Origin of the sequence: Streptomyces sodiiphilus (assembly GCF_039529215.1) — a bacterium.
Lineage (GTDB): Bacteria > Actinomycetota > Actinomycetes > Streptomycetales > Streptomycetaceae > Streptomyces > Streptomyces sodiiphilus.
Window position 1 is genome coordinate 46,685 of record NZ_BAAAMJ010000026.1, and the last position, 21,703, is coordinate 68,387.

The 21,703-nt window shown below is 73.0% G+C and carries 17 protein-coding genes; 12 read left to right on the forward strand and 5 right to left on the reverse strand.

Annotated features, from left to right (window positions below; genetic code table 11):
- Nucleotides 1-30 precede the first annotated feature (30 nt).
- From ABD299_RS12315 to ABD299_RS12330, 4 genes are all read left to right on the forward strand, one after another.
- Nucleotides 31-1,041 (forward strand): zinc-dependent alcohol dehydrogenase, encoded by a 1,011-nt coding sequence (locus tag ABD299_RS12315; protein WP_344261489.1) that lies wholly within the window; start codon nucleotides 31-33, stop codon nucleotides 1,039-1,041.
- 221 nt (nucleotides 1,042-1,262) lie between these two features.
- Entirely contained in the window at nucleotides 1,263-2,342 is a 1,080-nt protein-coding gene (locus tag ABD299_RS12320) for an LLM class flavin-dependent oxidoreductase (RefSeq protein WP_344261491.1), read from the forward strand.
- Nucleotides 2,343-2,444: 102 nt separating this feature from the next.
- Entirely contained in the window at nucleotides 2,445-3,869 is a 1,425-nt protein-coding gene (locus ABD299_RS12325) for an FAD-binding oxidoreductase (RefSeq protein WP_344261493.1), read from the forward strand.
- Between the two features lie 124 nt (nucleotides 3,870-3,993).
- Nucleotides 3,994-5,319 (forward strand): AAA family ATPase, encoded by a 1,326-nt coding sequence (locus tag ABD299_RS12330; RefSeq protein ID WP_344261495.1) that lies wholly within the window; start codon nucleotides 3,994-3,996, stop codon nucleotides 5,317-5,319.
- Between the two features lie 147 nt (nucleotides 5,320-5,466).
- Here the strand turns inward: ABD299_RS12330 and ABD299_RS12335 are convergent, their stop codons facing one another.
- On the reverse strand, nucleotides 5,467-6,267 hold the full coding sequence (locus ABD299_RS12335; RefSeq protein WP_344261497.1) for an exodeoxyribonuclease III: 801 nt from the start codon (nucleotides 6,265-6,267) through the stop codon (nucleotides 5,467-5,469).
- A gap of 271 nt (nucleotides 6,268-6,538) precedes the next feature.
- On the opposite strand from ABD299_RS12335, the gene ABD299_RS12340 reads away from it, so the two are divergent.
- The 3 genes from ABD299_RS12340 to ABD299_RS12350 all read left to right on the forward strand — a co-directional run bounded on the left by ABD299_RS12340 (nucleotide 6,539) and on the right by ABD299_RS12350 (nucleotide 9,030).
- Nucleotides 6,539-7,021 (forward strand): hypothetical protein, encoded by a 483-nt coding sequence (locus ABD299_RS12340; protein WP_344261499.1) that lies wholly within the window; start codon nucleotides 6,539-6,541, stop codon nucleotides 7,019-7,021.
- 205 nt (nucleotides 7,022-7,226) lie between these two features.
- Nucleotides 7,227-7,712, forward strand: a complete 486-nt coding sequence (locus ABD299_RS12345) for a GNAT family N-acetyltransferase (RefSeq protein WP_344261501.1) — start codon at nucleotides 7,227-7,229, stop codon at nucleotides 7,710-7,712.
- 76 nt (nucleotides 7,713-7,788) lie between these two features.
- A complete protein-coding gene (locus tag ABD299_RS12350; RefSeq protein ID WP_425581321.1) occupies nucleotides 7,789-9,030 on the forward strand; it encodes a PP2C family protein-serine/threonine phosphatase in 1,242 nt (413 codons plus the stop codon).
- 12 nt (nucleotides 9,031-9,042) lie between these two features.
- Here ABD299_RS12350 and ABD299_RS12355 read toward each other — a convergent pair whose 3' ends face one another.
- Complete coding sequence (locus tag ABD299_RS12355; RefSeq protein ID WP_344261503.1) at nucleotides 9,043-10,047, reverse strand: ABC transporter permease; 1,005 nt, start codon at nucleotides 10,045-10,047, stop codon at nucleotides 9,043-9,045.
- Nucleotides 10,048-10,151: 104 nt separating this feature from the next.
- Between ABD299_RS12355 and ABD299_RS12360 the strand changes: the two genes are divergently transcribed.
- Nucleotides 10,152-10,784: a TetR/AcrR family transcriptional regulator gene (locus tag ABD299_RS12360; RefSeq protein WP_344261505.1), complete on the forward strand. Its 633-nt coding sequence runs from the start codon at nucleotides 10,152-10,154 to the stop codon at nucleotides 10,782-10,784.
- Between the two features lie 12 nt (nucleotides 10,785-10,796).
- Here ABD299_RS12360 and ABD299_RS12365 read toward each other — a convergent pair whose 3' ends face one another.
- Nucleotides 10,797-11,576 carry a MerR family transcriptional regulator gene (locus ABD299_RS12365; RefSeq protein ID WP_344261507.1) on the reverse strand — a complete coding sequence of 260 codons (780 nt, stop codon included), beginning with the start codon at nucleotides 11,574-11,576 and terminating at the stop codon, nucleotides 10,797-10,799.
- A 104-nt stretch (nucleotides 11,577-11,680) separates the two neighbouring features.
- Between ABD299_RS12365 and ABD299_RS12370 the strand changes: the two genes are divergently transcribed.
- The 3 genes from ABD299_RS12370 to ABD299_RS12380 are packed head-to-tail and all read left to right on the forward strand — an operon-like array spanning nucleotide 11,681 to nucleotide 15,082.
- Complete coding sequence (locus tag ABD299_RS12370; protein ID WP_344261509.1) at nucleotides 11,681-13,168, forward strand: flavin-containing monooxygenase; 1,488 nt, start codon at nucleotides 11,681-11,683, stop codon at nucleotides 13,166-13,168.
- Nucleotides 13,165-14,169, forward strand: a complete 1,005-nt coding sequence (locus ABD299_RS12375; RefSeq protein ID WP_344261511.1) for an alpha/beta fold hydrolase — start codon at nucleotides 13,165-13,167, stop codon at nucleotides 14,167-14,169. Before ABD299_RS12370 ends, ABD299_RS12375 begins: the two co-directional genes overlap by 4 nt.
- 10 nt (nucleotides 14,170-14,179) lie before the next feature.
- Nucleotides 14,180-15,082 carry an SDR family oxidoreductase gene (locus ABD299_RS12380; RefSeq protein WP_344261513.1) on the forward strand — a complete coding sequence of 301 codons (903 nt, stop codon included), beginning with the start codon at nucleotides 14,180-14,182 and terminating at the stop codon, nucleotides 15,080-15,082.
- 150 nt (nucleotides 15,083-15,232) lie between these two features.
- Here the strand turns inward: ABD299_RS12380 and ABD299_RS12385 are convergent, their stop codons facing one another.
- Together ABD299_RS12385 and ABD299_RS12390 are read right to left on the reverse strand one after the other, a co-directional pair.
- The gene (locus ABD299_RS12385) at nucleotides 15,233-15,517 is read right to left on the reverse strand and encodes a hypothetical protein (protein ID WP_344261515.1); all 285 of its coding nucleotides are present in this window, start codon (nucleotides 15,515-15,517) and stop codon (nucleotides 15,233-15,235) included.
- 136 nt (nucleotides 15,518-15,653) lie between these two features.
- Nucleotides 15,654-19,148, reverse strand: a complete 3,495-nt coding sequence (locus ABD299_RS12390) for a S41 family peptidase (RefSeq protein ID WP_344261517.1) — start codon at nucleotides 19,146-19,148, stop codon at nucleotides 15,654-15,656.
- Between the two features lie 170 nt (nucleotides 19,149-19,318).
- On the opposite strand from ABD299_RS12390, the gene ABD299_RS12395 reads away from it, so the two are divergent.
- On the forward strand, nucleotides 19,319-21,562 hold the full coding sequence (locus ABD299_RS12395) for an MMPL family transporter (protein WP_344261519.1): 2,244 nt from the start codon (nucleotides 19,319-19,321) through the stop codon (nucleotides 21,560-21,562).
- The last annotated feature ends 141 nt before the right edge of the window (nucleotides 21,563-21,703 follow it).

The window sequence follows — 21,703 nt, forward strand, 5'->3', positions numbered from 1 at the left end:
GCACCCGGAAAACCTGAAGGAGAAGCTGTCATGCGAGCAGCGGTCGTCCACGAGTTCGGCAAGCCCCTGGTGATCGAGGAGCGGCCCGCCCCCGAACCCGGCCCCGGCCAGGTCCGGATCCGGCTGGAGGCCTCCGGGCTGTGCCACACCGACATCCACGCCGCGCACGGCGACTGGCCCGTCAAGCCCTCCCCGCCGTTCGTGCCCGGGCACGAGGGTGTCGGCATCGTCGAGGAGCTCGGCGAGGGCGTCACCCACCTGAAGATTGGACAGCGGGTCGCCGCACCCTGGCTGGGACGGGCCTGCGGCCGCTGCGAACACTGCCTGTCCGGCTGGGAGACCCTGTGCGAGAGCCAGGAGAACACCGGCTACGGACGCGACGGCGGGTACGCCGAGCAGATGCTGGTCTGGGCCGACTTCGCCCAGCCGGTGCCCGACGGCATCGACCCGCGCGACGCCGCCCCGCTGACCTGCGCCGGTGTCACCACCTTCAAGGCGCTCAAGGTCGCCGGGGTGCGCCCGGCCCAGCTCGTGGTGGTCTCGGGGGTGGGCGGCCTGGGTCACCTGGCCGTGCAGTACGCCAAGATCGCCGGCGCCACCGTGGCGGCCGTCGACGTCACCGACGCGAAGCTGGAGATGGCCGCCGAGCTCGGCGCCGACATCCTCATCGATGCCCGCAAGGAGGACCCCGCCGAGGTGCTGCAGCGGCACGGCGGGGCACATGTCGCCCTTGCCACGGCCGCCGACGACCGGGCCTTCGCCGCCGTCTACGGCGGGCTGCGGCGCGGCGGGAAGCTCGTCATGGTCGGCCTGCCCGCCGACGGCAGCATCAAGGTCCCGATCTTCGAGACCGTGCTGAAGGGCGTGTCCGTCATCGGTTCCATCGTCGGCACCCGGCAGGACCTCGACGAGGTGTACCGGCTGCACGCGGCCGGCCGGACCCGGGTGATCTACCGCACGCGGCGGCTGGACGAGGTGAACGAGTCCATCGAGGAGGTCATGCGCGGAGAGGTCAGCGCCCGCATCGTCTTCGAGATGTGAGGCGAGGGGCCTGGAGCGGCAGCCGGGGGACGGCCCGCCGCTCCGGCACCCCCAGCGGGCGGCCGGGCTCACCGGCCGGCCGCTCGCACGTGCCTCTCTCGCCGGAAGAGAACGACCGGCGAAGGAATGATCAACGGCTCACCGGGGTTGACCCCCGGTGCGGGGTGCCGGGCCGTCCGGACCTCGCACGGGACCAGCCCGAGTGACCAGGAGGTGCGGCCGTGGCCGGGGAAGAAGTGGACGCCATCGGAGCGCGGCGCGGGGGAACGGCCCCCGCGCCGCTGTCCGTCCTGGACCTGGCGACGGTCGGCAGCGGCCAGACACCCGCCGAGGCGCTGCGCACGACCACCGCCGTCGCCCGGCTCGCCGAGCGGCGCGGCTACCACCGTTTCTGGGTCGCCGAGCACCACGGGCTGCCCGGCGTCGCCAGTTCCTCGCCCGCGGTGCTGATAGCCCACCTCGCCGCCCGGACCGAGCGGATCCGTCTCGGCTCCGGCGGCGTCATGCTGCCCAACCACGCCCCCCTCGTCATCGCCGAACAGTTCGGCACGCTGGAGGCGATGGCGCCCGGGCGCATCGATCTGGGGCTGGGGCGGGCCCCCGGAACCGACGGGGCCACCGCCGCGGCGCTGCGCCGCACCGACCGGGCGGCGCCCGGAGCCGACGACTTCCCCGAGCAGCTGACGGAGCTGGTCCGGTTCCTCGACGACGGCTTCCCGGACGGCCACCCCTACCGGCGCATCCATGCCGTGCCCGGGCCGGTGAACGGCGCGCCGGGCCGGCCGCCGGTGTGGCTGCTGGGCTCCTCCGGGTTCAGCGCCGAACTCGCCGGGCGGCTGGGGCTCCCGTTCGCCTTCGCCCACCACTTCTCCGCCCGCAACACCGTGCCCGCGCTGCGGCTCTACCGGGACTCGTTCCGGCCCTCCGCGGTCCTGCGGGAGCCCTACGCCATGATCGGTGTCTCGGTTCTCGCGGCCGACGACGAGCGCGAGGCGCAGCGGCAGGTGCTCACCGGGGCGCTGGCCATGGTGCACCTGCGCGCCGGACGGCCCGGCCTGATGCCCTCGCCTGAGGAGGCGGCGGCGTACCGCTTCGGCCGGGGGGAGCGCGAGATGGCCGACGCCTGGCTGTCCAACGTGGTGCACGGGACCGCCGCGACGGTGGGGGAAGGGCTGGAGGAGCTGGTGCGGCGTACCGGCACCGACGAGCTCATGATCACCACCAATGTGCACGGCCCCGAGGCGCGGCTGCGCAGCTACGAGCTGATCGCGGACACCTTCGGCCTGCCGGCGCGGGCCTGACCGGAGCCGGCGCCCGACCGGGCGCGGGTCTGATTTGTCCGTGATGCCGCAGTACGGTGAAGGAGGGGCAACAGCATCCGGCGAGGCTGAGGAGGCCAGACCATGCTTGAGCTGCGCACGCTGTCCGGCGGGACCGCCACCGTTCCGTCAGCCGAGGTCGAGGCGCTCGCCGCCCGGCTGGAGGGCGGTACCACCCTCACCGAGGACCACCCGGACTACGACGACGCGCGGGCGGTCTGGAACGGCCTGATCGACAGACGGCCCGCGCTCATCGTCCGGTGCGCCGCGACGGCCGACGTGCACGCCGCGGTCGGCTTCGCCCGGGAGCACGAGGCGCTGCTCGCGGTGCGCGGCGGAGGCCACAACGTGGCCGGCAGCGCCGTCTGCGACGGGGGCGTGGTCGTCGATCTGTCGCCCATGAACGAAGTGCGCGCCGACCCGGCCCGCCTCACCGTCCACGCCGGCGGCGGCGCCACCATCGGGGATCTGGACCGGGAGACCCAGCGGCACGGGCTCGCGGTGCCCATGGGTGTGGTCTCCGAGACCGGCATCGCCGGGCTCACGCTCGGCGGCGGCCTCGGCTGGCTGCGCCGCAGATACGGCATGAGCTGCGACAACCTGCTGGGCGCCGAGGTCGTCACGGCCGACGGCGGGGTGCTGCGGGCCGGTCCGGACGACGAACCGGACCTGCTGTGGGCGCTGCGCGGCGGCGGCGGGAACTTCGGCGTGGTGACCGGCTTCGAGTTCCGTGCCCACCCGGTCGGCCCGGAGACCTACCTGCTCTTCACGCTGCACCCCGGCTCGCGGGCCGCCGACGGGCTGCGCCACTTCCGCGAATGGGCCGCCGCCGCGCCGGAGGAGGTGAGTGCCTTCGCCGTTCTGTGGCACGGCCCCGACGCCGATCCGATACCCGCCGAGCACCGGGGCAGGCCCGTCCTGGGCCTCGTCGCGGTGCACTCGGGGGACCCGGAGGAGGGCGAGCGCGCCCTCGCCCCGCTGCGGGCGTTCGGGAGCCCGATCGTCGACGACAGCGGCCCGCGGCCCTACCTGGACATCCAGCGCTACTTCGACGCCGACTACCCGGCCCGTGAGATGCGGTACTACTGGAAGTCCCGCTTCCTGAGGGACCTCCCGGACGAGGCCGTCGAGACCCTGGTCAAGCTCAACGAGTCCAGCCCTTCCCCGCACAGCAACATCGACGTCTGGCAGCTGGGCGGCGCCGCCGCTCGCGTCCCGGCGGCCGAGTCGGCCTTCGGCGACCGGTCCGCGCCCTACCTGGCGGGCATCGAGGCCAACTGGGAACGGCCCGGGGACGACGACGCGTGCCTGGCCTGGGCGCGTGACACCTACCGCGAGCTGGAGCCCTACGCCGCGGGCGGCGAGTACGCCAACTTCCCCGGCTTCTACGAGAACCGCGAGACCGTGCTGCGCGACAACTTCGGCGGCAACCTCGGCCGCCTGACGGAGCTCAAGCGCCGCTACGACCCGGCCAACCTCTTCCGCCTCAACCACAACATCAGGCCGTGAGCCGGGCAGGAACCCAGTTCCCATCGGGTTTGGCGGGGCATCTCGGCAGTTTTTGCAGATCCTGGCCGTCAAAACAGGGACAGAGTGGGATGCGACACACGAGCGGCCGATGAGGGAGATCAGTGTGCTTCTGCGCTTCCGGGTGGAGAACTACGCGTCGCTACTGGAGGAACAGGAACTCAGCCTCATCGCCGAGGAGGCGCACGAGGGGCGCCGGACGATGCGGGTGCCCGGCAGCAGCCTCAGCGCGCTGCCCGTCGCCGCGATCTTCGGTGCCAACGCCTCCGGGAAGTCCAACGTGGTCCGGGCTCTGGGGTACATGCGACGGGTAGTGCTGGACTCGCACCGGCGCTGGCAGCCGGACGGTGGTGTCGAGCGTCTTCCCTTCATGCTCAGCGGGGCAGGAGCGGAAAGGCCGTCGACGTTCGCGGTGGACCTCGTCCTCGATGAGGTCCGGTACGAGTACGGCTTCACAGTGGACGACAGTCAGGTGCTCGAGGAGTGGCTGTTCAGCTATCCGCACAGGAAGCGGCGAAAGCTGTTCGTGCGGGATCGGGGCGGTGTTTTCGGTTACGGTGACGCCTTCTCGGGCCGGCGAAAGGTCATAGAGGACATCGTCCGGTCGAACAGCCTCTACCTCTCGGCCGGAGCGAGCAACAATCATCCCCTGCTGCTGCGTCTCCACAGTTGGTTCCGCAAGGAACTGAGAATCGCGACAGAGGCGAACTATGCCGAGCGCTTCGCGGAGACCGTACAGCTGTGGGAAACGCGCGGTCGCGAACAGGTCGAGGACCTCCTGCGCTACGCGGATTTCGGAGTGGAATCCTTCGATGTCTCGGAGGACGCGTCCAGTGACGAAGAGGTGGCCAGGCTTGTCCAGGCTCTGAGGATTCTGCATCCCGACTCCGTGGACGAAGAAGACCTCTCGGCGTGGATGAAGTCCCGCCGAACCGTGCGGCTCGCGCACCGGGGGAGCGAGGGAACGGTCGCCATCGATCCCGGTCTGGAGTCGAGCGGAACCCGGACATGGACAGGGCTGCTCGGTCCCGTCGTGAGCGCATTGAACACCGGTTCCGTGCTGGTCATTGATGAACTCGACGCCAGGCTGCACCCGTTGCTGGCCGCGAGACTCGTTGCTCTCTTCCAGGAAGAGAAGACGAATCCGCTGGGCGCCCAACTGATCTTCAACACCCACGATACTTCTCTGCTGTCACCCGGCTCGGACGCCCGGTTGAGGCGGGATCAGGTGTGGCTGGTGGAGAAGGGGCACGCGGACGGCCCCAAGAGAGCGGCGGGCGCATCGGAGCTGATCGCCCTGCTCGAGTACCGGCCGCGGGACCGGGTGGAAAATCTTGAGAAGCGATACTTGGCCGGCCGGTACGGAGCGCTGCCCTATTTTGATGAAGAGCTCATCGAAAGCTTCACGTCCGGCGAGGAGCGCGTTCGGTGACGTCGTCCCGTTCTCGGCAATCGCTTCGGCGTGGCCGGAAGAACACGAGAGATCAGAATGAGCGCTTTCTTGTCCACGTCGAGGGCAAGAATACGGAGAGGATTTACCTCCAAGGGTTGAGGGTGGCCGGGGAGTGTCGAGGGCGGCCTACAGGTCGAAGACGGCGGTGACGGGGGCGTGGTCGCTCCAGCGGTCGGCGTGCGTGGGGGCGCGTTCCACCAGGGCCTTCACGGTCCGGGCGGCGAGGCCCGGAGTGGCGGCGAGATAGTCGATGCGCCATCCGGCGTCGTTGTCGAAGGCCCGGCCGCGGTAGGACCACCAGGAGTACGGGCCGTCCTGCCCGGGGTGCTGGGCGCGGACCACATCGGTGTAGCCGCCCTCCTCGCCGAAGACCCGTGACAGCCAGGCGCGTTCCTCCGGCAGGAAGCCGGCGTTCTTCCGGTTCGCCTTCCAGTTCTTCAGGTCGGCCTCGTGGTGGGCGATGTTCCAGTCGCCGCACACCAGCACCTCGCGCCCGCTCGCGGCGGCCCGCTCGCGCAGCTCGCACAGGTAGGGCAGGAAAGCGGCCATGAAACGCTCCTTCTCCTCCTGCCGCTCGGTGCCGACCTCGCCGGAGGGCAGGTAGAGGCTCGCCACGGTCACGCCCGGCAGGTCGGCCTCCAGGTAGCGGCCGGAGTCCTCGAACTCCGCCGCTCCGAAGCCGGTCCGCACCCGTTCAGGGGCCTTGCGGGTGAGCAGCGCCACACCTGCCCGGCCCTTGGCCGCGGCGGGCGCCCACAGGGCGTGCCAGCCGGCCGGCTCGCGCACCTCGTCGGGCAGCTGGCTCTGCTCGGCGCGGACCTCCTGGAGGCACACCACGTCGGCGTCGGTCGCGGCGAGCCACGGCACGAAGCCCTTCTTCGCCGCGGCCCGCAGGCCGTTCACGTTCACGGTGGTCACGGTGAGCAACGCAAGGCCCCTGTCTGCCGTTGGGTGGTCATCGACCGGTGCATCCTACGGGCCCTGCCACTGCGAGATCTGATCCCCGGGGGCGGCGTCACCTGCGGTGACCGGCCGCTGCCGCCGCGTCCGGCCCGCAGGGGCGGCCGGGGCGTGAGGTCGGGCCGCGCGCGCTCCGAGCGGGCTTCGACCGCCGGGCCCTGTCCGGGTCCGGCCGCCCGCCGGGGTGAGTCCGCCTTCTTAGACTGACATTCACGTGCAGTAGGGGTGGTGTGACGCAATGCGACCGGATCGATTCCGTGACTATGCGCTGGACGCCTACCGGGCCGCCCCGGGCATCGCGGCGGCCGAGCTGTGGGCCGACGGCACCCGGCGGCCGTTCGGCATCAAGGTGAGCCTGGCGGGCGGTGCGCAGATCTGGCAGGCGATCACCGCGCAGGCCCGGCCCGGGGCCAACCCGGCGGAGCCGGAGCGGCCGGAGGAGGGAGAGGTGCCTGACATGCCCGCGGTGCCGACCCCGGCCGGACCCGGGCCTGTGGCGCTGGCCCTGGTGGAGCAGATGCTGGCCGGTGCCCTGGTGTCCGCGGGCAGCCGGGAGATCGCCCGTGCCTATACCTACTCGGCGGAACGGCAGGGGGCCGCGAACCCCGGCGTGGGAGTCCACTTCCACAGCGGAGCCAGGGTTTTCGCGCCGTTCGTGCACGCCCTGCGTCCCGGTGAGCGGGCACCGGGGCGGGAGTACGACCTCCCGGACGCGGTCTGATGCGGGCCGATCCGGCGGCGACGCCCGCGGTCTGCCCGGTGTGCGGCGCCGGTGTCTCGGGAGAATCCGGTGATCCGACCCCCATGCATCAGGAGACCGGCACCCTGGACGAGTGTCCGGGCAGTGGCCGGCCCGACCGGTGACGGGCATCCGGCGGCGTGCGAAGGGGCGCCGGCAGGGCCGGGGGCTTCCGTACGATGGCGGCATGCAGATGGTGACCGCGCGCTTCGACCACCCCGATGCCCGGAAGCTCAACGACATGGTGCAGGCCGAGTACGCGGTGCGCTACGGCAGCGAGGGCGATGTGACGCCGCTCGCCCCGGAGATGTTCGACCCCCCGCGCGGCCTGTTCCTGATGGTCTACGACCCGCAGGGCCGCCCGGTGGCCACCGGCGGGTGGCGGTCCCAGGAGGACGCCGAGGAGGGCTACTCCCCGGGGGACGCCGAGATCAAGCGGATGTTCGTGGTGGAGGAGGCCCGAGGGCTCGGGCTGGCCCGCCGGATCCTGGCCCGGCTGGAGGACACCGCCCGGGAGGCCGGGAGGGTCCGGATGGTGCTGGAGACGGGCACCAAGCAGCCCGAGGCCATGCAGTTGTACCGCTCCAGCGGCTATGTGCTGCTTCCCGAGGAGCGCAAGTTCGGTGTCTACCGCTGCGAGCCGGGGAGCCGCTGCTTCGTCAAGCCGCTCTGAGCGGCAGCGCGCGGGCGCGGATGCCCGCCTGCCCGAAAAGGTTGAACCGGGCGTGGGTCGGGCAGGAGTGGTACTTATGGTTGATCGGGCCCGGAAGGGGACACACCGGGAGGCGGCGGTGGGAGGCGAGCGGAGCGGGCTGGCCGGGTTGCTCGCCGCCGCGGAGAGCGCCGCGCCGGAGGCGTCTCTTGATGTGGTCGCGCGCAATCTGCGCGACCGGTTCGGCGCGCGGTACGTGTCGTTCCTGATTGTCGACCTCATCGGCCGGCAGATGGTGCGGGTCAGTGAGCAAGGAGCCTCGCGGCGGAGCCGGGGCGCTGAGCAGATCTGGCTTGCCGGCAGCGTCTACGAAGAGGTACTGCGCTCCCAGCAACTGGTGCGGTCGCCGGACCGCGGACACGGGCAATGGGTCCTCGCCCCGGTCACCAACCGGGGTGACACCATCGGCGTACTGGAGCTGCACCTTTCGGAGGCCACGCGCGATGTGCTGCCGAGGGTCGAGGAGGCCGCGCACGCTCTCGCGTACATCGTCGTCACCGACCGGCGCTTCACCGACCTCTACCACTGGGGCCGGCGCACCACCCCGATCAGTCTGGCCGCCGAGATCCAGCGCCAGCTCCTGCCCGCCGCCCCTTCCTGCGAAGCCGCCGAGTTCACCCTTGCCGCGGCTCTGGTCCCCGCCGACTCCATCGCCGGGGACACCTACGACTACGCCCTCGACCGCGACACCCTGCACCTGTCCCTCACCGACGCCATGGGCCACGACGTCGAAGCCTCCCTCATGGCCACTCTCCTGGTCAGTGCCTCCCGCAGCGCCCGCCGTGCCGGGGCCGGCCTGGCCGCACAGGCCCGCCGGACCCACCAGGCCCTCCTCGACCACGGCCACCGCACGCTCGCCACCGGCCAGCTTCTGCGTATCGCCCTGGACGGGACCGGCGCGCAGCTCGTCAACGCCGGACATCCCTGGCCCCTGCGTCTGCGCGGCGGCACGGTGGATGAGGTGCCCCTGGCGGTCAACCTGCCCTTCGGCGTCCTCTCGTCCACCGCCTACCAGGTGCAGGACCTCGACCTGCGTCCCGGCGACCGCCTCGTGCTGTACACCGACGGCATGCAGGAACGCCAGGCCGAGTCCGTGGACCTGCCCGGCCTGATCGGGGACACCCGCGGCGAACACCCCCGGGAGGTTGTGCGGGCTCTTGCCGCCGCGGTCGTCGATGCCTGTGCCGGACGCCTGGCCGACGACGCCACCGTCATGTGCCTGGACTGGCACGGTCCTCGGCCCGAAGGCCGTTTGGCCTCAGGGGGAGCCAACAGGTGAGCCCGCCGCACTTCATGCGGCCCGGCCGCGTCCGGCCCCGCGCGGCGTGAGGTCGCGCAGCAGCATCACGGAGAATCCGGCGGCGGTCCACAGTGCCAGGGCCGGCAGCGGCTGTCCGGCGCCCGCGCCGTCGAAGAACGACACGGAGCGGATGAGCGAGGCGCCGGCTCCGGGCGGCAGCCACTGGCCCAGGGTGCCGACCGGTTCCGGCAGCAGCTGCGGCGCGGAGGCGGCGGCCGAGAAGGAGTTGCCGAACAGCACCATCAGCACGGCGCCGACCCCGATGCCGGGCGGCCCGATCAGGGCGCCGAGCCCGGCGACGGTGGCCGCCACCGCGAGTGACACCAGAGCCAGGGAACCGGCTGCCGCCCACCAATGGCCCGCGTGGATGCCAAGCCAGGTGTGGCCGATCGCGGCGCCCACCAGCCCGACGAGGGCGCAGGCCCCCGCCAGCGCGGCGACGGCCGGCCGGCCGCGCAGTCCGAGCAGGGTGAGCAGGGCTCCGGTGAGGACGCCGGCCAGGGTCAGCGGCAGAACGCTCGCGGCGAGCGCGCCTCCGCGCGGATCACTCGAAGGGGAGGGCACTACATCGGTGACCTCCAGCCGGACGTCCTGGGGCAGTTGGCCGGAGACCCCCTGCTCCAGCAGCAGTGCCACGCTCGGCCCGGCGGCGCTCGCGGTCAGCAGCCCGACGGTCTCCCGGTCCGGGCCGGGCACGAGCGCCCCGTAGACCTCGCGGTTCTTGATGGCGTCGCGGGCCGCGGCCTCGTCCGGATAGGTGCGGACGTCGAAGGCGCCGTCCGCCGCCTGGAGGCGTTCCGTCAGCGGGGCGGTGGCCTGGGGCGGCCCGGTGACGCCCAGCGGCAGGTCGTGCGGGCGGGGGTTGGCGTTCGGCCAGGCGAAGGCCCACAGGGCCAGGGCGACGAACACCGGGACGAGGATCAGGACGGCGGCCACCGAGCGTGCGGGCGGACGCGGCTGGGGCCGGCGTGCGGCCGGGGGAGCGCTGCTGCGCATGCGTGCCCTCCCAGGCAAAGAGAAGGATCGTTCGTTTTGCGGTCCTCACGGTGCGCCTCCGCCGAGGGGTTGTCAAGAAGGAACATTCGTTTTACATTCGCGGCATGGCCCGCGTCTCGCAGGAACACCTCGATGCCCGGCGCCGGCAGATCCTGGAAGGCGCCATCCGCTGCTTCGCGCGCAACGGTTTCCACGCTACGTCGATGCAGGACGTCCTGCGCGAGAGCGGCCTGTCGGCCGGCGCCGTCTACCGGTACTTCACCGGGAAGGACGAGCTGATCACGGCCATCGCGCTGCACGTCTTCGACCGGCTGGAGGAGGCGTTCACGGAGGCTGCCCGGCTCCGCCCGTCCCCGCTGCCGGACGAGATGGCCGGGTATCTGGCCGGCAGTGTCTTCGCCGGTGGGGACCCCGCGCTGCCGCCCGAACTGGCCGTGCAGGCATGGGCCGAGACGCTGCGCGACGAACGTCTCGCCCAGGTGCTGCGGGGCGGCTTCGAGCGGCTGCTGGGGCTGTGGACCGAGGTCGTCGAGGACTACCAGCGGCGCGGGCTGATGCCCGGCGATGTTCCGGCCGGGCACGTCGCCCGTACGGTTCTCGGCACCATGCAGGGCTTCGTGATCCAGCGCGCGCTGTTCCCGGGGGCGGACCCGGCCGTGCTGGCGGACGGCCTGCGCGGGCTCACGTCGATGACCCGCCCGGACGAGCCGGTGCGGGAAGAAGGCCCGGAGGGGTGAAGGGATCCGGGGCTACGGCGCGGGTGGCCCGCCGGCCGCGCTCTCGTCCAGTTCGGTGCGCAGCCGGCGGTCCACGGCCAGCGAGATCTCGGTGTGGACGACCTGCTTGGCCAGCGGCCTGAGGCGGTCCAGGACATCGCCCAGGCGCTTGATCTCGTCGTCCGACAGTGGCCCGGGGGTGGTGCGGCCGAGCACCTCCGGCAGGACGTGCACCCGGGCCAGCTCGGTGAACAGGGCGGCCAGCGCGTCGGCGTGCTCCCGCACGCGCCGCCCGGCGGCCAGTACGGCGCCCAGTGGGATGCCCTCCCGGACCAGCGCGGAGGAGGCGTCCAGCAGGGCACGGCTCACATGCACCAGCTCGTCGCCGTCCACCGCCAGATAGCCGATGTCCAGCGCGGTGGCCAGGTCCTCGCCGCTCACCTCGCCGTCGTAGTGCTCGGCCAGCGCCTCGGGAGTCAGCCGGACGCGCTCCTCCTCGGCCCACAGGTGGCTCTCGCCCAGACCGAGCAGTTCCGCCGTGCTGCCGGCGTCCCGTCCGCTGGTGAACGCGGCGATGATCTCGGCGATGCCGCCCAGGGTGTGGCCGCGCTCCAGCAGGGCGGTGATGGTGCGCAGCCGGGCCAGGTGGTGGTCGTCGTACCAGGCGACGCGGCCTTCCCGCCGGGGCGGCGGCAGCAGCCGGCGCTCCCGGTAGAAGCGCAGCGTGCGCACGCTGATCCCGGCGGCCTCGGCGAGTTCCGCCGTGCGGTACTGGCGGGGCGCGGCATCCGGCTGCTCGTCCTGGGTTTCCACGCGTCGAGTCTATGTTCGGCGCACCCCCTACCGATCAGTACGTTCCTGCTCTACAGTCCGACCATGCCAGTAATCGCTGGCAATGTTCTGCCTCGGGAGGCGGTATGCGCGCTGACGACCACGTGCGGGTGGCGGTGATCGGATCCGGGTTCGGCGGTCTGGGGGCCGCCGTGCGGCTGCGCCGCATGGGTATCACGGACTTCGTGGTGCTGGAGAGAGCCGACGCCGTCGGCGGCACCTGGCGCGACAACACCTACCCGGGCTGCGCCTGCGACGTGCCCTCCCACCTGTACTCGTTCTCCTTCGCCCCCAACCCGCGCTGGCCGCGCAGCTTCTCCGGCCAGGAGCACATCCGCGCCTACCTGGAGTGGGTCACCGACACCTTCGGGCTGCGCCCGCACATCCGGCTGAACAGCGAGGTGGAGTCCGCCCGCTGGGACAACGAGGAGCTGCACTGGGTCATCGACACCCCCCGCGGCCCCCTCACCGCCGACATGGTGGTCTCGGCCACCGGCGCGCTGTCCGACCCCAAGCTGCCGGACATCCCCGGCCTGTCCGGCTTCCCAGGCAAGGTCTTCCACACCGCCCGCTGGGACCACGACTACGACCTGCGCGGCAAGCGGGTCGCCATGGTCGGCACCGGGGCCTCCGCGATCCAGATCGTCCCCTCGATCGAGCGCGAGGTCGACAGGCTGACCGTCTTCCAGCGCACGCCCCCGTGGGTGCTGCCCCGGGCGGACCGGAGGATCAGCGGGTTCGAGCAGTGGCTGCACAGCGCCCTGCCGTTCACCCGCGCGGCGCGGCGCCGGCTGCTGTGGACCATCCGCGAGCTCCAGGTCGGTGCCTTCGTCCGGCACCCCGGCCAGCTGCGCGTGGTCGAGAAGATCGCGGAGCGCCACATGAAGCGGGCGGTCAAGGACCCGCAGCTGCGGGCGGCGCTCACCCCGGACTACCGGATCGGCTGCAAGCGCATCCTGCTGTCCAACGACTGGTACCCGGCGCTCGCCAAGCCGCACGTGGACGTGGTGACCGGCGGGCTGCGGGAGATCCGGGGCAGCACCCTGGTCGCCTCCGACGGGACCACGGCGGAGGCGGACGCCGTCATCTTCGGCACCGGCTTCCACGTCACCGACATGCCGATCGCCGACCGCGTCAAGGGCGCCAACGGCACCACGCTCGCCGAGGAGTGGCAGCACGGCATGGCGGCGCTGCGCGGATCCACCGCGGCGGCCTTCCCCAACTTCATGATGATCATCGGGCCCAACACCGGTCTGGGCAACAGCTCGATGATCCTCATGATCGAATCCCAGCTGAACTACCTGGCCGACTACCTGGCCAAGCTGGACGCCCTCGGCGGCCGGGCCGCGCTCACCCCGCGCCCGGAGGCCGTCGAGAACTGGAACCGGGACATCCAGGAACGGATGCGCCGCACGGTGTGGAACACCGGCGGCTGCACCAGCTGGTACCTGGACGCGAGCGGCCGCAACACCACGGTGTGGCCCGGCACCACCGCCGCGTTCCGCAAGGAGACCAGGACCCTCGACCTGGGCGAGTACGACGTGGTCCGCGCCCGCGAAGGAGCCCCCGCATGACCGCACGAACCAGGCGTTCCGGCCCCCGGCCGCAGAACCCCGCAGGCCCCGGCATCCCCTGCCGCGAGACGACCGTCACCTCCACCGGCGGTGCCCGGCTGCACGTGGAGATCCACGGACCGGACGACGCCCCCACCGTGGTGCTGGCCCACGGCTGGACCTGCAACACCACCTTCTGGTACCCGGTGACGCGGCTGCTGGCCGAGGACCACCGCGTCGTCCTCTACGACCAGCGTGGCCACGGCCGCACCCCCGCCACCCCCGGCAGCTGTGGCACCGAGGCGCTCGCAGACGACCTGTGCGCGGTGCTGGACGCCGTGCTGGAGCCCGGGCAGAAGGCCGTCGTCGGCGGCCACTCGATGGGCGCCATGACGATCGTCGCCGCCGCTCCCCGTGACTGCCTGCGGGAGCGGGCCGTCGCCGCGATGCTGTGCAGCACCGGCGTCAGCCGCCTGTCCGTCGAGTCCCGGGTGATCGCGCTGCGCGGCGGGAAGAAGCGGCACCACGCGCACCGGCTGCTGCTGGGCTCCGCCCTGCCCTTCGGACCGGTCACGCCGCTGTCCAAGCGGCTGCTGCGGTACGTGACGATGGGCCCGGAGGCCACCGCCGAGCAGCGCACCGAGGTGGCCCGCATCGTGCACGCCTGCGCCCGCCGCCCGCGCGCCGAGTGGGGCAAGGTACTCGGCAGGCTGGACCTGCTGGACCGCGCCGCGGACCTGACGGTGCCCTCCGTGGTGCTGTACGGCACCGCGGACCGGCTCACCCCGCCCGTGCACGCCCACCGGCTGGCCGGCGCGCTGCCCGACACGACGCTGGTCGAGCTGCCCCGGATGGGCCACATGACGCCGATCGAGGACACCGGCACGGTCGCCGACGCCCTGCGCGGGCTGGTACGTGTTCACCTGAAGGAAGGCGCGCCCGGTGCCGCCGGGATCAACGGCGGCGAGAGCGACAGCAAGGTCACACCGGCCGGGCCCCGCGAGGGCTCCACGACGGCATGAGGACATCAGCATGAGCAACAAGACAGGTACCCGCCGGAGCCTGGCCGGACAGGTCGCCGTCGTCACGGGCGGAGCCCGCGGCATCGGCGAGCTGCTGGCCCGCGGGCTGTCCGAGCGCGGCGCACGGGTGGCCCTGGTGGGCCTGGAACCGGCGGAACTGGAGCGCGTCAGCGCCTCGCTGCCCGGCGAATCGGCCCACTGGCACGCCGACGTCACCGACGCCGAGGCCATGAGCACCGTCGCCGGGCAGGTCGTCGAACGGTTCGGCGCGGTCGACATCGTGGTCGCCAACGCCGGGGTGGCGCTCGGCGGGCCGTTCAGCGAGTCCGCCGACGAGGCGTGGCGGCGGGTCATCGAGGTCAACCTCATCGGCTCCGCGGTGACCTGCCGGGCCTTCCTGCCCGCGCTGCTGGCCGCCAAGGGCTACTTCCTGCAGGTCGCCTCGCTGGCCGCCATCACCCCCGCGCCCCTGATGACGGCCTACTGCGCCTCGAAGTCCGGCGTGGAGGCCTTCGCGCACAGCCTGCGCGCCGAGGTCGGCTGGCGCGGCGTCAAGGTCGGCGTGGGCTACCTGAGCTGGACCGACACCGACATGGTGCGCGGCGCCGACGAGGACGACCTGCTGCGCGACCTGCGGTCCCGGCTGCCGTGGCCGGCCAACCGCACCTACCCGGCCCAGCCGGCCGTGGACCGCCTGGTCGCCGGCATCGTGCGGCGCTCGGCGCACGTCTACGGCCAGTGGTGGCTGCGCGGCATGCAGCCGGTGCGCGGCCTGCTGCCCGCGGTCATCGGCCGGGTCGGGCAGCGCGAGATGCGGCGCCTGGGCCCGCGCCTGCAGGAGAGTGCCGCCGCCCGCACCGGTCTGGTGGGGGCCGGCGGCGCGGCGGACGAGAAGCAGCGCTCCGCCCGCTGAGCCCGCCGCCTCCGCCACCCGGGGACGGCCGGGGACGGCGGGCGGGGGCGGCAGGAACGGAGTCCGGCGGCTCCGCGTCCGGCGCCCCGCGCCTTCCCGGACAGCCGGGGAGGACGCGGGGCGCCGCCGCCGTACCGGGGGCGGGGATCCTCAGCCGAAGTCCTCGTCCCAGTCGTCGGTGTGCCGCACCTGGCGCCTGGGCTTGCGCAGCCCCTGCTCGGGGCCGGGCCCTCCGGTGTCCTCCCGGCCGGTGCGGTGGATGTCCTCCCGGCCCGTGCGATGCGTGTACTCCTCGCCGGTGCGCTCGAACCGCTCCCGTCCGGTGTCGCCGGACTCGCGGCTCTCCCGCTCGCCCTTCTTCCGGTCGCCGATGGCCTGCTCGGCGCGTTCGCGCATCTCCCGGGCCTTGTCCCTGAACTTGTCTCCGGCACCCATGGCTCGCTCCTTCACTGTCGCTGGGGCACTCGAACGGCCTATTCCAGCGTGGCACGGGTGGACATACGCCGCATGTCCCCGTAATCCGTGCGCCGGTCCGCCGTGTCCCGCCCGGGTACCCGCGCGACGGCGGCCCTCACGACCCCGCGCCGCCGCCCTTGCCGCCGGGACCGCTGTCGCCGGGACCGCGTGGAGGGAGCGGCGGACGACGGCGGTCCGGGGCGTGGTCGTAGCCGGGCGGAGTACGGGTGCCGTGCCGCTCCAGCAGCTCCAGCGCGGTGCGCACCGCCGTCTCCAGCGCCACGTAGCGGCCCTCGGCCCAGTCCACCGGGGTCCGCAGCGCCTCGATGTCGGGCTCCACCCCGTGGTTCTCCACGCCCCAGCCGTAGCCCTCGAACCAGGCCGCGTTCATCGGGACGGTGATCACCGTCCCGTCGCCCAGCCGGTGCCGGCCGGTCATCCCCACCACGCCGCCCCAGGTCCGGGCGCCCACCACGGGGCCGAGGCCGAGCAGCCGGAACACCGCGGTGATCATGTCCCCGTCGGAGGAGGTCGCCTCGTCGGCCAGCGCGACGACCGGCCCGCGCGGCGCGTCGGAGGAGTACGACACCGGCTGCGCGTCGCGGGTCAGGTCCCAGCCCAGGATCCGCCGGGTCAGCTTCTCCACCACCAGCTCGCTGATGTGGCCGCCCGCGTTGCCCCGGACGTCCACCAGCAGCGCGGGCCGGGTGACCTCCATCCGCAGGTCCCGGTTGAACTGCGCCCAGCCCGAGCCGCCCATGTCCGGGATGTGCAGGTAGCCGCAGCGGCCGTCGCTGAGCTGCCGCACCACCTCGCGGCGGCGGGTCACCCAGTCCTGGTAACGCAGGGGCCGGTCGTCGGTCAGCGGCACCACCGCCACCCGGCGCAGCCGGGGCGCCCGGGCGGCAGACGCGTCCGCCGCGTCGGTGCCGTCCCCCACTTCTCCGCCCGGTCCCGTCCGGCCCGCGGCGGGCGGCTCGGTGACGGTCAGCTCGACACCGGTCCCGCCGGTCGCGGCCAGCAGTGGCCACGGCCCGGCGACCGGGTCGACCGGCCGGCCGTCGATGTGGGTGAGCACCGCGCCCTCCCGGATACCGGTGCCGGCCAGCGGCGAGCGCGCCTTGGAGTCCGAGGAGTTGCCCGGCAGGATGCGGGCGATCTGCCAGCCGCCGTGCCGGTCGCGCCGGAAGTCCGCCCCCAGCAGGCCCAGCGGGCGCTGGTAGTGGGGAGGGCCCTCGTTCCGGCGGGCGGGCGTGACGTAGGCGTGCGAGGTGCCCAGCTCGCCCATCGTCTCGCGCAGCAGATCGGCGAACTCGTCGGGCGTCGCGACCCGTTCCACCAGCGGCCGGTACTGGTCGAGGACCGCCGCCCAGTCGATGCCGCACATCGACGGCTCCCAGAAGTAGGCGCGCACGATCCGGCCCGCCTCCTCGAACGCCTGCCGCCACTCGGCACCGGGATCGACCCGGTGCACGATCCGCCGCATGTCCACGACGACCATCGAGTCGCTGTCCGCCAGGTCGGTCGCCGGGACCGCGCGCAGCTCCTCGTCCTCGTGGACCAGCAGCCGGGTGCCGTCCCCACTGGGCGCGAACCACTCGACCAGACCGGTCAGTTCCGTCCGCTTGGCCCTGGCCGGGTCGTAGTGCTCCAGGGTCGGCTTGCCGGAGGTGTCCGAGGGATTCACGAACGTCTCGCCGAGGGCCCCGGAGATCGGCCAGCGCAGCCACACCAGCCCGCCGCCGCTGACCGCGTGCAGCGAGGAGTACTTCGATGCGGCCACCGGGAACGGCGTCACCCGGCTGGCCAGCCCTTCGGCCTCCACGGTCACCGAGCCGTCCGCGCCGTCGGTGTCGTCCGGGTCGAGGCCGCCCGCCGCCGGGCGGCCCTCGGGGGTCAGCGCGAACGGGGACGGCGTGGCCGAGGAGAGCGGCACCAGGTAGGGGCGGCAGCCCAGCGGGAAGGACAGGTCGCCGGTGTGGACGTCGTAGACCGGGTCGAAGCCGCGCCAGGACAGGAACGCCAGGTAGCGGCCGTCCCGGGTGAACACCGGCTCCTCGTCCTCGAAGCGTCCGTCGGTGACGTCCACGACCGGCTGGTCCGGGTCGCCCGGCCGGGCGATGCGGATCCGGCTGAGCGACCGGCCCACACTCGGGTGGGCCCAGGCCAGCCAGCCGGAGTCGGGGGAGAACGACAGGTCGCGGACGGGGCCGTTGTCCGAGCGGACCAGCTCGGTCACCTCGGGTTCCGCGGCGTCGGTCTCCGGCTCGGGCCCCACCGGGACCAGCAGCAGGCGCCCGTCGTGGGAGGCGACCGCCAGCGTCCGCCCGTCCGGTGCCGCGGTCATCTCCCGCACCCGGCCCAGCTGCCCGGCGGCCACCCGGCGCGGGGGACGGCCGCCGGACGCCCGGGGCAGATGCGCGATCTCGACGGCGTCCTCGCCCTCGGCGTCCGTGACGTACGCGACGCGGCCGGTGTCCCCGAGCATCCGCGGAAGCCGCACCCGCACCCCGGGGACGTCGCAGATCGCCCGGGAGGGGCCGTCGCGGTGGGTGAGCCAGTACAGGCTGCCGCGCACACAGACCGCGCTGGCCCGTCCCGTGGTGTCCACGGCGAGGGAGTCCACGTGCCGGGCGGTGGGCACCTGATAGGCGCGCCGCCCGGCCCGCGGGCCCGCGGTGCGCACCGCCAGGCGCCGCGGGCGGCTGTCCGGGGTCAGCTCCTCCAGCAGCCACAGCTCGCCCGCGCACTGGTAGACCACGCGGCTGCCGTCGGTGGCGGCGTGGCGGGCGTAGAACGTGTCGTGGTCGGTGTGCCGCCACAGCCGGGTGCCGTCCGGGCGGCAGGAGTACAGGTTGGCGACCCCCTCGTGGTCGGAGAGGAAGGCGATGCGGTCGCCGACGAACATCGGGCGGTCCAGGTGCCCGTCCAGGTCCCCCAGCAGCCGCCGCCCGTCCAGCCACAGCCGGCCCGTCGCGCCGCCCCGGTAGCGCTTCCAGGACGCCGGCTCGTGCGGCGGCTTGCCGGTCAGCAGCAGGGTGCGGCGGGTCCGGCCGGTGCCGCTGAGCTGGATGTCGGCGCACGGGCCCCACGGCATGCGCTCGCCCGGGCTGCCGTCCGGCGGCAGCCCGTAGGCCCAGGAGAAGTGGGAGAACGGCTGGTCGTGCGAGCTGACGGCCAGCACCCGGCTGCCGGTCGTACGCTCCGCCGGAGTCCAGCCGCACACCCGGGTGTCCGGGGCGCCCCAGTGGGTGAGCTGCCGGGCGGGCCCGCCGTCCGCGGACATCAGGTGGACCTCGGGGTCCAGGGTGCGCCACCCGGTCCAGGCGATGTGCCGGCCGTCGGGGGAGAAGCGGGGCGGGCCCACGCGGGTGCGGTCCACGGTGAGCCGGCGCGCGGGTTCCGGCCGCGCGCCGGGGGCGGGCAGCGGCGCCAGCCACAGGTCGTCCTCGGTGACGAAGCAGAGCCGGTCCCCGTGCAGATCCGGGAACCTCAGATATCCGGCCGCCTCCTCGTCCGGCGACTCCGGCACCTCCGCCGGGCCGGGTACGTCGCCCGTACCGCCGTCGTCCGGTCCTGCCATGTCCGTCACGTCGGTCACGTCTTCCATGCTTCGACTGCCCCCGGGTCCCGGCAACTCGTGCTCAATCCGCTCCGGACCGTGACGTGCGTCACGCCGGCCGCTTGCGCTCACCCACCCGGCCGCGCCGCGCGTCCGGATGAGTGAAACCACCACACCTACCCGATCCGACGACGTATTACCCGGAGGAGAACCGACCCGTGGCTACGTTTCTGTACAGACTCGGCCGCCTGAGTTTCCGGCGTCGCCGCTGGGTCGCCCTGATATGGGTGGCTCTGCTGTTCGCGGTGTCCTTCGCCGCGGCCACCGCGGAGGGGAACGCCGAGGACGACTTCGCGCTCCCCGGGACCGAGGCCCAGCAGGCGTTCGACCTGATGGAGGAGGCGTTCCCGGAGGCCAACGCCGAGTCGATCAGCGCCCGCCTCGTCTTCCGGGCCCCGGACGGCGAGGAGATCATCGCCCCTGACCACCAGGCGGTGGTCGAGGACGTCCTGGGGCGGATGGCCGAGGGCGACCGCGTCCTCGCGGTCAGCGACCCCTTCGAGCACGGCGGGCTCAGCGCGGACGGCACCATCGCCTACGCCACCGTGGACTACCGGGCCACCTGGACCGACATCACCGAGGACATGCGCGAGCATCTCTTCGACACGATGGACGCCGGCCGGGACGCCGGTCTGGAGGTCGAGGCCGGCGGCGAGATCGCCATGGGCGAGCCGGACTTCGGCGAGGGCGAGATCATCGGCATCGGCGTCGCGGCCCTGGTCCTGCTGATCACCTTCGGTTCGCTGGTGGCCGCGGGACTGCCGCTGGTCACCGCGCTCGTCGGGGTCGGCACCGGCATGGCCGGTATCACCGCGCTGGCCGCCGTGGCGGGCCTGTCGGAGATGACCGGTGTGCTGGCGATGATGATCGGCCTGGCGGTCGGCATCGACTACGCGCTGTTCATCGCCTCCCGCTACCGGTCCGAACTGATCGAGGGGCACAGCCGCGAGGAGGCCGTCGGGCGGGCCGCCGGCACGGCGGGATCCGCCGTGGTCTTCGCCGGCGCGACGGTGATCATCGCACTGGCAGGTCTGGCGATCGTCAACGTTCCGCTGCTGACCAAGATGGGTCTGGCAGCCGCCGCCACCGTGGCCATCGCGGTGCTGATCGCCCTGACCCTGGTCCCGGCCGCCCTGGGCTTCGCCGGCAAGCGGATCTTCGGCAAGCGGGCCCGGCAGTCCAACCCCGCCACCGGTGTTCCGCTGACCCTGAACAAGAACGGCAAGGAGAACCACGGCAGCCGCTGGGCCAGGATGGTGCTGCGCCGGCCGGTGCTGGTGCTGGCCGCCTGCGTGGTCGGTCTCGGCGCCCTGGCGCTGCCGGTAGCCGACCTGGAACTGGGCCTGCCCGACGACGGCACGCAGCCGGTCGACACCACCCAGCGCAAGGCCTACGACATGCTCTCCGACGGCTTCGGCGCCGGATTCAACGGTCCGCTGATGCTCGTCCTGGACGCCCGGGAGGCGGCGGACCCGCAGGGCGCGGCGGAGACCGTCAGCGCCGGTGTCGAACAGCTCGACGGTGTGCTCGCGATGGCACCGCCCCGGTTCAACGAGGCCGGCACGGTCGCCACCGTCATCGCCTTTCCGGCGAGCGGCCCGGCCGACCCGGCCACCGCGGACCTGGTCGCCGACCTCCGCGGCAGTGTCATCCCGCCGCTGGAGGAGGAGACCGGCGCCGAGGTGTTCGTCTCCGGCCAGACGGCGGTCGAGGGGGACTTCTCCACCGTGATGACCGACGCCCTGGTGCCCTACCTGACGCTCGTCGTCGGCCTGGCGTTCATCCTGCTCATGCTCGTCTTCCGGTCCGTCCTGGTGCCGCTGAAGGCCGCGCTCGGCTTCCTGTTCTCGGTGCTCGCCGCGCTGGGGGCCGTGGTGGCGGTCTTCCAGTGGGGCTGGCTGGCCGGCCTCATCGGCGTCTCGGAGACCGGCCCGATCATGAGCATGATGCCGATCTTCATGATCGGAGTGATCTTCGGGCTCGCCATGGACTACGAGGTCTTCCTCGTCACCCGGATGCGGGAGGCCCACGTCCACGGCGAGGACTCCCACCAGTCGGTGATCTCCGGCTTCAACCTCAACGCCCGGGTCGTCACCGCCGCCGCGATCATCATGATCAGCGTCTTCGCCGGGTTCATCACCGCCCACGAGGCGATGGTCAAGATGATGGGCTTCGGGCTGGCCATGGCCATCCTCATCGACGCCTTCGTCGTCCGGATGACCCTGGTTCCGGCCGTGCTGGGCCTGCTGGGCGAGAAGGCCTGGTGGCTGCCGCGCTGGCTGGACCGGATCCTGCCGGACGTCGACGTGGAGGGCGCCAAGCTGGAGCGGTACCTGGAGGCCGAGGGCCGCGGCCGGGAGACCGTCCGCGCCGAACGCGAGCCCGCCACCGTCGGAAGCTGACCACGCCCGGGACCCGCGCGCGAGCGCGGGTCCCCACCGACGCCGGAGCCCGGCACCTTCCCCCGGTGCCGGGCTCCGGTACGGGGGCACCCGGGCGCGGCTACGTGAGTCCGCTCACGGGGAGTAGCCGGAGCCCGAGTC

Excerpts from the sequence above, each read along its gene's own strand:
- ABD299_RS12315 (WP_344261489.1), top strand. The coding sequence starts at position 31 with ATGCGAGCAGCGGTCGTCCACGAGTTCGGCAAGCCCCTGGTGATCGAG.
- ABD299_RS12325 (WP_344261493.1), top strand. The coding sequence starts at position 2,445 with ATGCTTGAGCTGCGCACGCTGTCCGGCGGGACCGCCACCGTTCCGTCA.
- ABD299_RS12340 (WP_344261499.1), top strand. The coding sequence starts at position 6,539 with ATGCGACCGGATCGATTCCGTGACTATGCGCTGGACGCCTACCGGGCC.
- ABD299_RS12345 (WP_344261501.1), top strand. The coding sequence starts at position 7,227 with ATGCAGATGGTGACCGCGCGCTTCGACCACCCCGATGCCCGGAAGCTC.
- ABD299_RS12350 (WP_425581321.1), top strand. The coding sequence starts at position 7,789 with ATGGTTGATCGGGCCCGGAAGGGGACACACCGGGAGGCGGCGGTGGGA.
- ABD299_RS12355 (WP_344261503.1), bottom strand. The coding sequence starts at position 10,047 with ATGCGCAGCAGCGCTCCCCCGGCCGCACGCCGGCCCCAGCCGCGTCCG.
- ABD299_RS12360 (WP_344261505.1), top strand. The coding sequence starts at position 10,152 with ATGGCCCGCGTCTCGCAGGAACACCTCGATGCCCGGCGCCGGCAGATC.
- ABD299_RS12370 (WP_344261509.1), top strand. The coding sequence starts at position 11,681 with ATGCGCGCTGACGACCACGTGCGGGTGGCGGTGATCGGATCCGGGTTC.
- ABD299_RS12375 (WP_344261511.1), top strand. The coding sequence starts at position 13,165 with ATGACCGCACGAACCAGGCGTTCCGGCCCCCGGCCGCAGAACCCCGCA.
- ABD299_RS12380 (WP_344261513.1), top strand. The coding sequence starts at position 14,180 with ATGAGCAACAAGACAGGTACCCGCCGGAGCCTGGCCGGACAGGTCGCC.
- ABD299_RS12385 (WP_344261515.1), bottom strand. The coding sequence starts at position 15,517 with ATGGGTGCCGGAGACAAGTTCAGGGACAAGGCCCGGGAGATGCGCGAA.
- ABD299_RS12390 (WP_344261517.1), bottom strand. The coding sequence starts at position 19,148 with ATGGAAGACGTGACCGACGTGACGGACATGGCAGGACCGGACGACGGC.